The sequence below is a fragment of the Reichenbachiella agarivorans genome (assembly GCF_025502585.1).
GTDB classification, from domain to species: Bacteria; Bacteroidota; Bacteroidia; order Cytophagales; family Cyclobacteriaceae; genus Reichenbachiella; species Reichenbachiella agarivorans.
The window spans coordinates 3,613,541-3,628,299 of record NZ_CP106679.1; the positions used below are offsets into that span (position 1 = coordinate 3,613,541).

General features: G+C 38.1%; 12 protein-coding genes. 6 read left to right on the plus strand and 6 right to left on the minus strand.

All coding sequences use genetic code 11. The annotated features are described in order from the left end of the window. Positions 1 to 17: 17 nt before the first annotated feature. From N6H18_RS15230 to N6H18_RS15240, 3 genes are all read right to left on the minus strand, one after another. Positions 18 to 545 carry a hypothetical protein gene (locus tag N6H18_RS15230; protein ID WP_262309140.1) on the minus strand — a complete coding sequence of 176 codons (528 nt, stop codon included), beginning with the start codon at positions 543 to 545 and terminating at the stop codon, positions 18 to 20. A 131-nt stretch (positions 546 to 676) separates the two neighbouring features. After that, positions 677 to 1,150, minus strand: a complete 474-nt coding sequence (locus N6H18_RS15235) for a hypothetical protein (protein WP_262309141.1) — start codon at positions 1,148 to 1,150, stop codon at positions 677 to 679. Positions 1,151 to 1,226: 76 nt separating this feature from the next. Beyond that, the gene (locus N6H18_RS15240; RefSeq protein WP_262309142.1) at positions 1,227 to 2,639 is read right to left on the minus strand and encodes a TlpA family protein disulfide reductase; all 1,413 of its coding nucleotides are present in this window, start codon (positions 2,637 to 2,639) and stop codon (positions 1,227 to 1,229) included. Positions 2,640 to 3,069: 430 nt separating this feature from the next. On the opposite strand from N6H18_RS15240, the gene N6H18_RS15245 reads away from it, so the two are divergent. From N6H18_RS15245 to N6H18_RS15255, 3 genes are all read left to right on the plus strand, one after another. After that, positions 3,070 to 5,874, plus strand: a complete 2,805-nt coding sequence (locus N6H18_RS15245) for a hybrid sensor histidine kinase/response regulator transcription factor (protein WP_262309143.1) — start codon at positions 3,070 to 3,072, stop codon at positions 5,872 to 5,874. A gap of 192 nt (positions 5,875 to 6,066) precedes the next feature. Beyond that, a complete protein-coding gene (locus tag N6H18_RS15250; RefSeq protein ID WP_262309144.1) occupies positions 6,067 to 7,149 on the plus strand; it encodes a potassium channel family protein in 1,083 nt (360 codons plus the stop codon). Between the two features lies 1 nt (position 7,150). After that, positions 7,151 to 7,576 (plus strand): hypothetical protein, encoded by a 426-nt coding sequence (locus N6H18_RS15255; RefSeq protein ID WP_262309145.1) that lies wholly within the window; start codon positions 7,151 to 7,153, stop codon positions 7,574 to 7,576. Positions 7,577 to 7,622: 46 nt separating this feature from the next. On the opposite strand, the gene N6H18_RS15260 is transcribed toward N6H18_RS15255, so the two are convergent. Both N6H18_RS15260 and N6H18_RS15265 read right to left on the minus strand, forming a co-directional pair. Continuing rightward, positions 7,623 to 8,258: a GOLPH3/VPS74 family protein gene (locus N6H18_RS15260; RefSeq protein WP_262309146.1), complete on the minus strand. Its 636-nt coding sequence runs from the start codon at positions 8,256 to 8,258 to the stop codon at positions 7,623 to 7,625. Between the two features lie 51 nt (positions 8,259 to 8,309). Continuing rightward, positions 8,310 to 9,560 carry a cation:proton antiporter gene (locus N6H18_RS15265; protein WP_262309147.1) on the minus strand — a complete coding sequence of 417 codons (1,251 nt, stop codon included), beginning with the start codon at positions 9,558 to 9,560 and terminating at the stop codon, positions 8,310 to 8,312. Between the two features lie 429 nt (positions 9,561 to 9,989). On the opposite strand from N6H18_RS15265, the gene serA reads away from it, so the two are divergent. The 3 genes from serA (at position 9,990) to N6H18_RS15280 (ending at position 14,220) form a co-directional block, all read left to right on the plus strand. Further along, positions 9,990 to 11,888 (plus strand): phosphoglycerate dehydrogenase, encoded by a 1,899-nt coding sequence (serA, locus tag N6H18_RS15270; protein WP_262309148.1) that lies wholly within the window; start codon positions 9,990 to 9,992, stop codon positions 11,886 to 11,888. A 292-nt stretch (positions 11,889 to 12,180) separates the two neighbouring features. Then, positions 12,181 to 13,263, plus strand: coding sequence for an aminotransferase class V-fold PLP-dependent enzyme (locus tag N6H18_RS15275; RefSeq protein WP_262309149.1), 1,083 nt, complete (start codon positions 12,181 to 12,183; stop codon positions 13,261 to 13,263). A gap of 36 nt (positions 13,264 to 13,299) precedes the next feature. Further along, positions 13,300 to 14,220: a universal stress protein gene (locus N6H18_RS15280; protein WP_262309150.1), complete on the plus strand. Its 921-nt coding sequence runs from the start codon at positions 13,300 to 13,302 to the stop codon at positions 14,218 to 14,220. On the opposite strand, the gene N6H18_RS15285 is transcribed toward N6H18_RS15280, so the two are convergent. Next, positions 14,217 to 14,678 (minus strand): MarR family winged helix-turn-helix transcriptional regulator, encoded by a 462-nt coding sequence (locus N6H18_RS15285; protein WP_262309151.1) that lies wholly within the window; start codon positions 14,676 to 14,678, stop codon positions 14,217 to 14,219. The genes N6H18_RS15280 and N6H18_RS15285 overlap by 4 nt on opposite strands. Positions 14,679 to 14,759 lie beyond the last annotated feature (81 nt).

A 14,759-nucleotide genomic window follows, 5' to 3' on the forward strand; every position in this document is an offset into this window, starting at 1 on the left:
AATCAAACGAAAGTATGTCACAAAGCTATGTTCTTTGATTGTTGACAAGCCTCTTTACATTCCTTTTGTGTCGAACTGAGCAGTGCTTCCCAACCCTTTACTTTGTTCTCTGATACTACGAGCGCTTGACTTACATTTTTCAATTTGAGTACGACACTGTCAGAAAAATCTCCTTTTTCTAAATCCAACATCAGCATCTGTACACCTACACCGTTTGATTCTATGTACTGCATTTCTTCATCCAATTCTTCTTGAATGCTTACATAAACATCACCATGCGCCAAGCAATTCATTTTCAACTGATTGAGCTCGGACGTTTGCTCTGCGGTCAATGTGTCGAGACTATCCGTATTGCCATAGACTGCATGATATACCTTCTGCCAAGTGGCGATTTGTTGTGTCACGTCAGCGGACAACGTGGCTGTATGAGTCACTACTTCTTGCCATCTATTGCTTACATCCCCTATTTCCTGACGGTACTTACTTTCTGGAGAGCAGTTTGAAAAGAAAAATAGTACAATTAGAATAGGGCAAGCACGTAGCATCGATGTGTTGTTAAGTTTCTAAGCAGAATATAAGTAATAAAACCCGTGTTGCTCAAATCAAAACAGGTATTTACAAAAAAAGCGCCTTCTTTTCAGATGGGCGCTTTAATATCTTTTCAAGTAAGGTATTATTACAAATCGTAAGTTTCGGGATCGTTGATCATTCTCAACTCCATCAACTTGGCCTCTTCATAGCTCACTGACATGTATCCCAATATACCCCCAGACGCTTCAGCTATCTTTTTTGCCATGTCTTTCAAACTTGCGTATAATTTAATCGCAAATGTATGATCTAGCTTAGGTAAAATGTGATTTAATTTTCTTAGCTCCTGCGTGATCATTTCTGTCCTAGCATCGGCATTATCAGGCATCTCTGCCACATATTTTTCAAACTTGGTTTGAAAATCCTTGCCTACTTCCCTATAATAATCGATCAATTGTTCCCTTGCTCTAGACTGCTTACTGTTGGCAATTTCTACGGCCTGAGTGATTTCGTCTTTGTCAATTTTATCATCAGCACCTGCTATCATTACAGAAACTAATACTGGAGCGTTGAGCAAAACCTCAATTTCGTCATCTCTCAACGTTTTAAATTCTTCCACCATCTGGCTATGTTCTTTTATTGTAATTATTCTGCTCCGAAAATAAGAGAATTACTTTAATTGAAAAACTAAAATTAGATTAATTGGTCAAATCTTTTGCTGACTCCCTTCTAATCTGCTCTTCTATAAATCCTTTCACCTGTTCTACATCCAATTTCTTGGCAATGATCTGTTTATCCTTATCCAAAATGTACAGTACGGGTGTACTTCTCACATTGTACTGCACTCTAAAATTACTCCTATGTCCTAAATCCGCATAGTTTAGCCAATCCAAGTCCAGTTCTTTGATAAATTCCTTCCACTTAGCTGCATCTGTATCTGTACAGACGGCAACTACTTCTGCCTTGCCATCCAACTCATCATACACTTGCTTCAAAACAGGTGTCTTCTTCTTGCAATGTCCACATGTGGGTGAATAAAAATACAAGATGACATAATCGTCTTTGATCGCATAGAGATTTTGGGTTACTCCCAATGTATCCTGAAAATATATCTGAGGAGCTTTGTTGCCGATTTGATTGTCTTGATGAAAAACCATTTCATCTTTGAGTTCCTTGAGCATGGCTTCATCTGCCCACGGAGCTTTGCCTTTCAAATAATATTGATTGGCTAGATGAACAAATACTTTATCCATCCCCATGATTTTGTGGTTTTGGTATTTCTGAAAGAAAGTAACCAACAGATACCTATAGAGCTCTTCATTTTTCTCTGATTTTTGGAGCAAAAAATCAACAGATGCGATCACAGAATCTGGATTTTGAATGGTTACCTTATCTAGGTATTCATTGATTTTGGCATCAAAAATTGGTGTACGCAGCAGCCCCTCGGAATTAAAATTCAACTCTCCAAAGTAGTTGTGCTTGTATTGATAATACTGCTCCCGTCTCTGCTCCACAGACAAAGAATCCCCTTCAAAATGAAAATCAGGTTTTAGGTTCATTAGGAACAAAAGTTCCGCCACAAAACTGCCTTGATAGGCTACTTCCATACTGTCTCTGGCCTGTTCATTCTTGAGGTTGATCTCTCCAAGCTGCTGCAAGACCACAGCAGAATCAGCTTTGGTTGATGTAGAATCCAGGATCTGTGTCATCTCCCGAACATGCTGCTGATGTGCGATCATCAATTGTTGAAAATCCCTGAATTGCTCGTTGGATTTAGAGTTTTTGACAATCATTGCCCCATAGTTATCATCCATCTGAGTCGAAATGCTAAAGTTCTGCTCATCTACCACAAACTCCATATAAAATTTGGGACTGTACAAGAAATACACCCCAGGTTTTAGCACTTTATTCCCATCAAATGTCACCTTGCCTCCTTTGGCAATCAACGAAGTATCCTGCAAGTATTTCTTTGTTCCGAAATGATAACCCAAATATGCTACAGAGTCCTCGTAACCTTTGATCTCCAGCTCGATTTTGTAGCTTTCTTGCTGTGCAAAGGCCTGAAGAGAAAATATTAAAATGAAAGGTAGAAGTGTTCTTTTTAGAATCATGAAATCCAATTATTTGGTATCTAAACAACGCAAAAGAAGTAATTTTGATATGATTATCTCAATAGAGCAACACTTTCTTTTGCATGATAACAATTATTAACACTTGGTCTCTTCAATTAATGTGACTCACTATGATATGACCGATTATCTAGTTATTTTGATGGCTCAAATATTTTTAAACAAACAATAAAACTATGAATATTTCAATCAAACTCAACGTCACCACGAGATTTCCAGATGACGAGACTGCTCCAGACAAAGGGGAAAATAAGCCAAAACGCTAAAAATTAGCGTTGTTTTGGGAGAATTAATTATTATGTAAATTTATCTTTTGAACAGACAATTAAAATCAGCAGTTTTATTTGTTTTCTGCCTATTCTTCTTCCTTTGTTGCCTCACTGTCTTTTCTCAAAAAAAGGAGATTGGCAAAATGACTGTACTTGAAGAAGAACTAGCCAAAGCCATCATGTACTCTAAAAAAGTACAAACAGACTCTTGTGCCCTTATATTAGACAAATTAGAAACTAGCTATGAGCTGCTAAGCTCTGAACAAAAATTAGAATACCTCTACCTGAGGACTGACCATACTTATGAGACAGGTAATTACCTCAATTCCATAGAATACGCCAGGGCATACATAAATCTATTGGAGATGCACCCAACAGATTCAACAAAAAAAGAGGCTATATTGGTATATTTAGGCCTAAACTACTACATGATTGATGAGCTTGGTTTATCCATAGATACATATTACGAAGCATTAAAGATATACCAAGAAAAACAAGACCAATTTGGCATTATTCTTTGCTACCTCAACCTAGGCAAAGCTTATTCTGATTTGAAAGAGTATGACAAATCTTTGCAATACATCACTAAGGCCATTCAGGGTTTAAAAAAACTACCCGAAGATTCACATAGACTCAGCTCTTGGTATTCGCAGTTGGCCAGTGTATTAATCTCATCGAATGACTTGGAAAATGCTCGATTGTATCTGGATAGTGCCTTACGTTCTTCAGAAAACAACAACCATATCAATAGTCTTCCCGAAATATATGGCAAATATGGATTCATGTATAAAAAGAAGGGTGAAATACAAAAGGCAATCGAGAATTATCAATTAGCTATAGACCTAGCTGAAGAATTGGGGGATGCCTTTAAGAAAATAGAGCTAATGAATCAATTAGCCAACACGTACAACTTAAACGGTTATTTCGATGAATCCATTTCGCTATTAGAACCATTTCTAAAAGAGCAACTTGCCCAAAAAAGCTATCAAACGAGACTCACAGAATTGGAAACACGCCTTTATTATGCATATGAAGGCGTGGGTAGGTACAAAGATGCCATTGATCTTCATGAGCAGTTCAAGTACCTAAGAGACTCCATTAAGAGCTTAGAAAATTTCAACCAGATCAAACAAGCATCGATCCGATCCATGGCTGCTCAACATGAATCAGAAAACACTTTGCTCAAAAAGCAAGATGAACTCAATCAGCAAACTATCAAGGCGCAAAACACCATATTGATCTCAGGTCTCATTGTGCTGTTGTTGGTAATAATCATTGCGGTCATCATCTATAGAGCTTCCGTCATCAATAAAAAATTGTCTCTGGAAAATAAACGACAAGCAGATCGACTGATTCAACTAGACATAGCTAAGTCTAGATTTTTTGCTAATATTTCCCACGATCTACGCACACCCATGACACTCATCATGGGGGGTATAACACAAGTATTAGAAAATAAAGAAGTTTATTTAACCGCTAAAGCAGAGAAACAATTGCGTATTGGACTTAGAAATGGCGAAAGAATCATTCACCTGACCAATGAAATCAATGAACTGATCAAACTAGAGGATAACAAACTGGCCATTACTCCACGGTACATCAATGTAGACGAAATGCTAAATTTGTTTGTGCAAATGTTTAGTTCGGCAGCAGAAATAAAAGGTGTACACCTCGCCTACTCTCGAATGATCTCTAAGGGCAGTACCATTATTTACGCAGACCCTTACCAGTTTGAAAAGGTCTTGTTCAACCTCATCACCAATGGCCTTAAGCACATCAGAGAAAAGGATTCGCTGACGGTGAGCTTGAGTCAAGAGGAAGATAAACTTTGCATTTCTATCCTAGATACTGGAGAAGGTATTCCCGAAGAAAACATCCCTTACATTTTTGACAGGTACTATCAAGCACCAGGAACCACCTTCAAAACACAAGAGGGTTTTGGAATTGGTTTGGCGCTAGTCAAAGAGATCATAGACAAGCACAACGCTAGCATCCAAGTAAAAAGCCAATTAGGCACGGGCACTGAATTTAGAATCAAAATTCGACAAGAAAATATAGACCCAGCAGAGGTGACTGCATTCTCAAAACTTGATTACAGTGATGATAAGAGAAACTTATTCAGAGATATCGATGAAGTAGAAACTGAGGCGAAACCACTGGTCCACATAGAGAGTATCAAAAATCTCTCGAGCAACAAAAGGAAAAAAACAATTCTTATCGTAGAAGATCATCCAGAAGTTCGGGATTATATCTTTGACCTCATATCCGAATATTACACGGTATTGACAGCATCCAACGGCCAACGCGCCATCAAAGTATTGGAAAAAGAATCCATTGATTTGATTATTACTGATTTGATGATGCCATGGTTCGATGGTTTTGAGCTTTTGGATAGTCTAAGACAAGATGATAAGCTAAAGAAAATACCTGCTTTGGTATTGTCTGCCAGGACATCCGAAGAAGACAAGGAAAAAGTACTGAATAAAGGTGTCAATGACATTTTATCCAAACCATTCAATCCTAAAGAACTGCTAGTAAGAATAGAAAACCTACTCAACAAAAAGGAATGGAACAATACCAAGGACGAAGCATTATTTATCAACAATCAAGAAACCTTGGATGAGGTAGAATCTTCCATTTTGAAAAATGTAGAACAATTGATCCTAAAGAAAATAGACGACCCTAACCTAAGTGTCACCTATCTCTCCGACCAGGTATTTGTCAGTGAGCGAAAATTTTATCGTCTAATCAAAAAACTCACCAACACTACTCCATACGAATACATCAAAGAAGTGCGACTTCAATATGCCAATAAATTGATTCAAGAAAAGAAGCTCAGTAACTCTTCAGAAGTAGCACGATTGATCGGCATGAACAATGTCAGCCATTTCAATACTCAATTCAAAAAACGATTCGGCAAAAAACCCTCCGAACTGCTCCAAAAATAGTCTCAGTATTGATTTGAGTAGTACAGGCGATTCTGGCATTGGATCACTCAATTTTGTTTATGACAATGTTGGTTTCAGAACTATCTACCTAGCCCTTCATCACTACTTAATTTTGGTTTAAGCTGTTTTTATTCCAAGCCAATTTCAATAACTTGGACAGTTAAAACACAAACCTAATTTCAGCTAATCAATATGCTCAACTCCTCCGAGAGACACAAGATCAATAGAATTGTATTTGGGATTCTGATCGGTCTGATACTTTACTTGGTGCTCATCACCTTGTTGATCAGATTCGAGAGAGATAGCAGTCAATCCACCATCACCAACTATCATCAAGCAGTCTGGTACACAGTCGTGACATTGACAACCGTAGGATATGGAGATATCTATCCCAATACGATTTATGGTAGAGTAATTGGCTATATATTCGTATTACTAAGTGTTGGTATTTACGGTCTGCTTATAGGTCAAATCACCAACATTGTTACTACTATTAAACAGAACAAAATGCTAGGCTACAACGGGACAGTATTTGAAGACCATGTCGTAATCATAGGGTGGAGTGACTTTGGTCAGTTGGTGACTGAGCAGCTCATTGGCGCAAGCAAGCAAGTTGCCATTGTGACCAACCAACGGGCTGAGATAGACCTCATTCATGAAAAATATGACAAGAAACACGTATTTACGCTATACGCAGATTTCGAAAATTTTGAAGTACTCAAGAAAGTCAATATTGAAAAATCATCGGTTGTGTTCGTAAACCTCACAGACGATACCGAAAAATTGGTCTTTATTCTCAACATCAAAAAAATCTATGACCAATTAGAATTTGTGGTCACACTCCAAAATGCGAACCTCAAAAACACTTTTATCAATGCAGGTGTGACCAATGCAATCTCTCCACAAGAGATCTCATCCAAAATATTGGCAAGTTATATGTTCGAGCCAGATGTTGCTGCGTACACCGAGGACATTATGTCTTTTGCACACACACCTACCGACTATGACATCAAGCAGTTTTTGGTCACTTATGACAATCCATTTCTCAACCAAAAATACCAATTGGCCTTTGATCAAATCAAAAGCAGATACAATGGTGTGCTGATAGGCATGGTCAAAAGAAATAGCCATGGAAAGAGACACTTAATCAAGAATCCACAAAAAGACTATACAATCGAGTTGAGTGATTATCTAATTGTAATCGTCAATGGCAGTTCATTTGAATTGATTCAAAAGGCATTTAACGTCAAAGAAGGGTATTTCAAAGAAAGATAATATGAGAAAGAAAAGCATTCAAATAGGCATAGTCATATTAGGTACTGTTCTGACCATGGCTTGCGAAAATCAAGATGTAAATTATGGTTCAGGACCAAATTTCAGTGAGATTCATGAAGACATTCATTGGCATTTTGACAGAACAGTCATTGAAGGTGTAGAATATCACATACTAGAGCGAGATAGAAACAATCCACATGAAGGTTTTGGATTCATGGCTCTCAACGGTGTTGATTTCAGAGACAATCAGGATTCAATCAAAGCGATGCTCAGAACCATCATGGAATTGCAAATAGAAAATGCGGCTGCACTTCAGAAAGTTGAAAAAACTGAAGTTGAAGAATATGCCAACAGCCTATTTCAGTATTATCTCAAAGAATCAAGAACACCACATCACGTAGTGACAAAAAAAGAAGCTGACCAATAACTGATCAGCTTCTTTTTTATATTAAGTACGTCTCTAAGACTTACAATTACAACGTACCAAAGTGAGATTTCAAATCTTCTAGTACTACTCTGGTACTATCATCTACAAAACCCGTAGACCCTATATCTTTAGCTACTTTGACAGCATCAATCAATGCGTCTCTATCCTTGAACACCTCTTCTAAAATTCCACAACTGTGGATAATTGACATGAGGATGACAATTGCGGGTGTTGGCTTTTTACCACTTTGTACAACTGCCTTCAAAGTATCTCTTATTTCCTGCTCAAATGCATAGTTAGCATTATCCATTCTTTCTGAGACTGGAATCCAAAGTAGTTTAGTAGACTCCACTTTCAATATCCCTCTCTGAACCAGTAGTTCGATCACATCATCTTGAATGTGCTCGAATGAGCCAGCAATTTTCTTTATGGTCACAGGTACTGTATCTCCTCCCCCTCCTATTGCCTTCAAGACATTATCAAGAACCTTATTTCCAGTTCCTGTCGTATCCTTTACTACTATTTTTCCATTGTCAAATGATACACGCTTGATCAACGAAAGCTCCAATATTAAGATGGCTAGCAAGCCGTGATTTATAGAATGTTCTGCTGCTGCCAATAATCTTCCTTCTTCATCATCCAAGGCAATCAGCATCAATCCTTCTGCTAAACTTAACTTCATTTACTTCTTTGTTTATTCTCTACTAGGTGCAAATATGATAAATCCTTTTTATTATTTCATAATTTTTTCAATTGTCAATCCCTGCACTAGAATCGAAAATACCACAACTGCATAAGTAGCAGTGAGAATAATGTCCTTTGCAGGGATGTCATTTGATAAAGATAGTGCAAGTGCTACAGATATACCACCTCTAAGCCCGCCCCATGTCAAAATAAGAATGGTCTTTTTCTCAAACTTCGTCCCAAAAGCACCCATCACTTTGATTGGAATAGCAACCCCTAAGAACCTAGCAAACAAAACCACCACGATCGCAACAGGCATCACGATCAAATAATGATCTTGGAATGTTTGCGTAATCACAATAAACTCCAACCCTATCAAAATGAACAATATCGCATTCAACGCTTCATCCAACAAATGCCAGAATTTGTACACATAAACACCTGTCGCATTGGCCAAGTGTTCACTTCTACCCTCATTGCCTATAAATAACCCCATGACAACCATTGCCAAAGGTGCTGACACATGCAGCAGTTCAGCTACTCTACCTCCTACCATGACCAAAGTCAATGTCACCAGCACTTCTAGCTCTACATGGTCATTGTCTATATAATTCAAGAGCTTGAACCCCACATAACCAAATCCAGCACCCATCAACAAACCTCCGACTACTTCTGTGACAAACAATCCCGCCACACTCATCACAGTTGCTTCTCCTCCATGCCCACTACCTGCTTGAGCAATCCCCAGTATCGTCAAGAAAATCACAACTCCTACTCCGTCATTGAACAATGACTCACCTGCTATTTTGATTTCAAGTCTTTTGTTTAGGCCGACTTTTTTCACCAACGACAAAACCGCAATCGGATCTGTAGGAGAAATAAGAGCACCAAATAGCAAACAATAAATCAAATCAACCTCTGTACCCATCAGAGGAAAGGCAAAAAACATTAGGTAGCCAACAATAAAAGTTGACATCAAGGTCCCCAAAGTAGCCAAAATGATTACTGGAAGTCGCTCTTCGAGCAGCTTGGTCAAATCCACAGACAACGCACCTGCAAACAACAAGAAGTTCAGCATGACATTGAGAAGCACTTCTTTGAAATCAAATTCTTGAATAATATGTTCGGCACCATTCAACACAGAGGGCATGACAAAACCCAGCATAACGATTGCTACAGAAGATGCCAATGCAATAGCCATCAACCCAATTGTAGATGGAAGTTTAAGAAGTGTGATGTTGATAAGTGTAAAAACTGCTGCCAAAAAAATCAGCAAAGTGATCAAGTCAAGTATGCCCATTGTTTAATATAAATTATGTCTTATTTTAGGTTCACTACACGAATCTTCTAATAGTACAACAATCAGAAAACCGCAATTAGGCTGCCAATATACGAACATTTCCAGCGTAAAAAGGAATATATTCTATTAAAATCAACAAGGCATTCTCCCTTCAAAAACGCCGTTTTATCCGTAATAATACGGAAAATTCATTTTGATTTCTGATCAACAACGCGCAGGGAAAACCAAAGAAAAAATCACTCTTGACAATAAAAATTGTACAATTAACAATTTATCATTTATTGATTGCCATTTTTGCAAAAATTACGTTTGGACCATTTAATTCAAATAATTATGTCTCTCTTTTATTGCAATAGGAATAATTTTGCGGCAGAAAAGGCAGACAACACTACCAAGCACTATTGTCTATTAAAACAAAGAAACAATTGAATGACAGAATCTAAGGTCACAAATTTCATCATTGATTTTGACAGTACATTTACACAAGTGGAGGCACTTGATGTGTTGTGCACATTGGCATTTCAAGACGAGGATGAAAAGAAGGTCGCTCTTGCTGAAATAGAAAGGATAACCAACCTTGCCATGGGAGGCGAACTATCCTTCAGAGAATCGCTAGAAAGTCGGTTGAAAATACTGAGGGCAAATAAAAACCATATTCCACAATTAATTGAAAAATTAAAGCCACTGGTATCAAAATCTTTCATCCGAAACAGAGATTTTCTTGAAACAAATGCGCAGAATGTGTACATACTTTCTAATGGATTCAAAGAGTTCATCTGCCCTATAGTCAAAGAGTATGGTATCTTGGAAGATCACGTTTATGCCAATACTTTTGAGTACGATGATGATGGTATCATCATCGGTTTTGACAAGGAAAATATCTTATCAAAGAGCAAAGGAAAACCAGCCCTCATAGATTCCTTAAAATTAGAGGGTGATATCTATGTCATCGGTGATGGATACAATGACTATGAAATTCGAAAAGAAGGAAAGGCCAATCGTTTTTATGCCTTTACCGAAAATGTGAAAAGAAAAAATGTGATGGAATTTGCTGACCACATAGCACCATCTTTAGACGAAATACTATATCATAACAATATGAAAGGAGCACTCTCTTATCCTAAGAACAGGATCAAAATCCTACTGCTGGAAAATATCCATAGTAGAGGTGTCAAAATAGTTGAAAACGAAGGTTATCAGGTAGAAGTCTATCCTGCAGGATTGACAGAAGACGAGCTAATCGAAAAAATCAAGGATGTGTCTATCCTAGGTATCAGGTCCAAAACTATTGTCACCAAACGAGTATTAGAACATGCCAATCGTTTGATGTCTATCGGTGCATTTTGTATCGGTACCAATCAAATAGATTTGGATGAGTGTACCAAGAGAGGCATCACAGTTTTCAATGCTCCATATAGTAATACAAGATCTGTTGTGGAACTGGCTATCGGAGAGATGATCATGTTGATCAGAAACCTACCAGACAAGATTGCCAAAATGCATGAAGGTGTATGGGACAAATCTGCCAACAATAGTTTCGAGATCAGAGGCAAAAAGCTAGGAATCGTAGGATACGGCAACATCGGCAAACAGCTGTCTGTTTTGGCAGAAGCCATGGGTCTGCAAGTATATTACTATGATGTGGACGAAGCATTACCTATTGGAAATGTAACCAAGTGTGACTCGCTCAACGAAATGCTTGCGCAAGTGGACATTATCTCACTTCATGTAGATGGACGACCTAGCAATGAAAACATCATCAGCAAAGAACAATTTGATGTCATGAAAGAAGGTGTCATTTTCATGAATCTTTCAAGAGGTCATGTGGTGGATATACCTGAATTAAAAAAAGCGATTCTCTCTGGCAAAATTGCAGGTACTGCAGTAGATGTATTCCCAGAAGAGCCATTGAGCAACAAGCATGAGTTCATCTCTGAATTGAGAGGATTGCCCAACGTAATCTTGACTCCTCATATCGGAGGTAGCACGCTCGAAGCGCAAGAAAACATTGCTGAATTTGTTCCTAACAAGATCATCAGTTATATCAATACTGGATCTACCACCAACAGTGTGAATTTCCCAGATTTGGCCTTGCCCAAGTTGCAGAATGCGCACAGGTTCATACACATTCACCACAACCAGCCAGGTATCATTGCTGAAATCAACAATATCCTAGCGGAACATAATATCAATGTATTGGGTCAATACCTCAAGACAAACGAAACCGTAGGTTACGTAATCACAGACATTGACACAAAATACCAAAAAGATGTGCTGAAAGTCATGAAAAAGATAGAAGGTACAATCAGATTCAGAGTATTGTATTAAAACTAAAAATCCCGTCCATTGGACGGGATTTTTTCTTTAGATCAAGGCTTAGTTAAACCTCTGTAAGTAACGATTAGAGCTATCCAATTGATTCAATCGTCCACTGTTATCTCTCAGAGAGAGTCCCGACGAGTCGGGATGAGGCCTGATTTAGCCACTAGAGTCGCTCATTTTTATATGGTTATTAAGTTTAATAAACTTATCAATCCAAAGAGGATACAAATATATCTACTTTAGTTTCTTTTATAATAATTTTGCGCCCATAAGTAAACACTGCTTTTATAAAACATCAATGAACAAAATCTTCTTCACTCCAGGCCCATCTGCTTTGTACTTTACCGCAGAACAACATATCAAGGAAGCTATCAAAAACGATATCCTATCTATCAGCCACAGAAGCAAACAATATATCAAAATTCACGAAGAGACAGTCAATGCTTTGAAGCAATTGCTCAATCTGCCTGATGGGTATCAAATTGGATTTACTTCGTCAGCTACCGAAATTTGGGAGAGGATCGCAGAAAACTTGATTGGAGAAAACTCTTACCACTTTGTCAATGGTTCATTTTCAGAAAAATTTCATCAAACTGCCCAATCATTGGGCAAAAATGCCATTCTCAACGAAGTAGAACCTGGCACCAACCATGACCTATCTAAAGTAGTCATTCCAGATGAGGTAGAACTAATCGGGCTTGCTCAAAACGAAACTAGTACAGGTGCCATGTTGCCAGTCGCTGATATCGAAGAACTAAGAAGTCGCAACCTAGACAAACTTTTGGCAATTGACTCTGTAAGCTCTCTGCCTGTAACTAACTACGACTTTAGCAAATTGGATACTTTGTATTTTTCCGTACAAAAATGCTTTGGCTTGCCTGCTGGTTTGGGTGTATGGATTTACAATGAAAGATGTCTTGAAAAGGCGCGTCAGTTACAGGCCAATGGCGTCTATCATGACACCTACAATAGCTTGTTGAGTATTGATAAGTTCGCTCAAAAACACCAAACCAGCTGCACCCCGAATGTTCTCAACATCTATTTGTTGGGCAAAGTAGTACAAGACATGCTGACCAAAGGTTTGGATCAGATCAGACAGGAAACTGCGTACAAAAGTGCTTTGATCTACAACCTATTTGAAAATCATGAAAAGCTCACACCATTTGTCAAAGAAAAGAAATTCAGGTCTCTTACAATTGGTGTAGCTGAAGTAGCAGGTGGAACTGACAAACTAATGGAAGCATTGGGAGCCAAAGGGCTACAAGTGGGTAGTGGTTACAGCCAATTCAAAGGCAAACAAATCCGAATTGCTAACTTCCCTACTCACTCCAAGGAGCAAATGGAATTGTTGGTTGACACCATCAATGGTCTTGACTTCTAATCGTCCAAACTACTATAACATCAAATTCATCTGACAATGAAAAGCTTTAAAAAGATACTGGTTGCCTTGGATCATACAGATCTAGACAAAGAACTCATTCGTACCGCCTCATTCATTTCGAAGATCGCTAAAAGTGAAGAAGTTCTATTCATAAACATCATCAAAAGCACCAATATACCCGAGCAGATCAAAAAGGAATTTCCCAATTTGATCAATGATGCCTTGAAGGAGAGAAAACAAGATATCCAACTGATCATTGACAGATACTTTGATAATCCTGACACCAAAATAAAAGTTGAAATCAAATCTGGACAGCCGACCAAATACATTTTAAAGCACAGTGCCAGCAATGACACAGACCTGATTATCATTGGTCGCAAAAATGAGAAAAAGGGAGGTGGCGTATTGATACATAGGGTTGCCAGGAGAGCGGGCTGTTCATTGCTGATCGTCCCCAAAGGATTCGATAAGAAAATCAATAAGATTTTGGTTCCAATTGATTACTCCAATCACTCATTAGATACGCTCAACCAAGTGATTAAAATCTGTACAGAAAATATGCCTAAGGTCAAAATCATTCCACAAAATGTATATCAGGTACCTTCAGGATATCATTATGCAGGCAAGACCTATGGTGATTTTGCCAAAATCATGGAAGAAAACAGTGAAAAAGAATACCAGGCATTCGCATCCAAAGTACGTAAAAATGACCTTGACATTCAGCCTGTATTCACTCTAGACAGAGATGAAGACATCATTGGTACAATCTACAAGTCAGCAAAGAAAATGAGAGCAAATGCAATTGTCATTGGTGCCAAAGGAGTAACAGGTACTACCGCATTGTTCCTAGGTAGCAGTGCCGAAAAATTGATTCAATTGGACTCTGAAATCCCGCTTTTTGTAATGAGAGTCAAAGGTCAACAAAAGGGCATAATAGAATATCTGATGAAACTCTAATCGGGTTTCGTCCCTCTGAACCTATCCAAGAATGAATTCATTTGAACGCATTCTTCTGGAGTAAATACATTGATTTTTTGAACTAGGTCTGTAAGCTTCAGATCTAGTTCATCGAGTAGTCTCAATCCTTCACTCGTAATTTTCACGTCAACTGCCCTCCTGTCCTTTTCATTGATCTCCCTAGAAACCAATCCTTTGGTTACCAACTTATCTACAATCCGAGAAGCATTAGACATCCGATCCAACATCCTATCAATGATCAAATTGATAGTAGCAGCCTTGGGATGCTGTCCTCTCAAGATCCGAAGGGTATTGTACTGCTGAGTCGTCAATCCATAGGGCTTGAACAAATAGAATTCTTGTTGATTCAGCCAATTGCTGGTAAACATCATGTTCACCACCACTTTATCGAATTCTGATTTGAATTTGGCCTGTTTTATATCTTCACTTAAACCCATTACGTTTGTATCAAATGTTATGACATTAAATATATAGCTTGACTACCTAAAACAAAATAGTCCTACTTGATTATCTTGATA

Excerpts from the sequence above, each read along its gene's own strand:
- N6H18_RS15230 (WP_262309140.1), bottom strand. The coding sequence starts at position 545 with ATGCTACGTGCTTGCCCTATTCTAATTGTACTATTTTTCTTTTCAAAC.
- N6H18_RS15235 (WP_262309141.1), bottom strand. The coding sequence starts at position 1,150 with ATGGTGGAAGAATTTAAAACGTTGAGAGATGACGAAATTGAGGTTTTG.
- N6H18_RS15240 (WP_262309142.1), bottom strand. The coding sequence starts at position 2,639 with ATGATTCTAAAAAGAACACTTCTACCTTTCATTTTAATATTTTCTCTT.
- N6H18_RS15245 (WP_262309143.1), top strand. The coding sequence starts at position 3,070 with ATGACTGTACTTGAAGAAGAACTAGCCAAAGCCATCATGTACTCTAAA.
- N6H18_RS15250 (WP_262309144.1), top strand. The coding sequence starts at position 6,067 with ATGCTCAACTCCTCCGAGAGACACAAGATCAATAGAATTGTATTTGGG.
- N6H18_RS15255 (WP_262309145.1), top strand. The coding sequence starts at position 7,151 with ATGAGAAAGAAAAGCATTCAAATAGGCATAGTCATATTAGGTACTGTT.
- N6H18_RS15260 (WP_262309146.1), bottom strand. The coding sequence starts at position 8,258 with ATGAAGTTAAGTTTAGCAGAAGGATTGATGCTGATTGCCTTGGATGAT.
- N6H18_RS15265 (WP_262309147.1), bottom strand. The coding sequence starts at position 9,560 with ATGGGCATACTTGACTTGATCACTTTGCTGATTTTTTTGGCAGCAGTT.
- serA (WP_262309148.1), top strand. The coding sequence starts at position 9,990 with ATGACAGAATCTAAGGTCACAAATTTCATCATTGATTTTGACAGTACA.
- N6H18_RS15275 (WP_262309149.1), top strand. The coding sequence starts at position 12,181 with ATGAACAAAATCTTCTTCACTCCAGGCCCATCTGCTTTGTACTTTACC.
- N6H18_RS15280 (WP_262309150.1), top strand. The coding sequence starts at position 13,300 with ATGAAAAGCTTTAAAAAGATACTGGTTGCCTTGGATCATACAGATCTA.
- N6H18_RS15285 (WP_262309151.1), bottom strand. The coding sequence starts at position 14,678 with ATGGGTTTAAGTGAAGATATAAAACAGGCCAAATTCAAATCAGAATTC.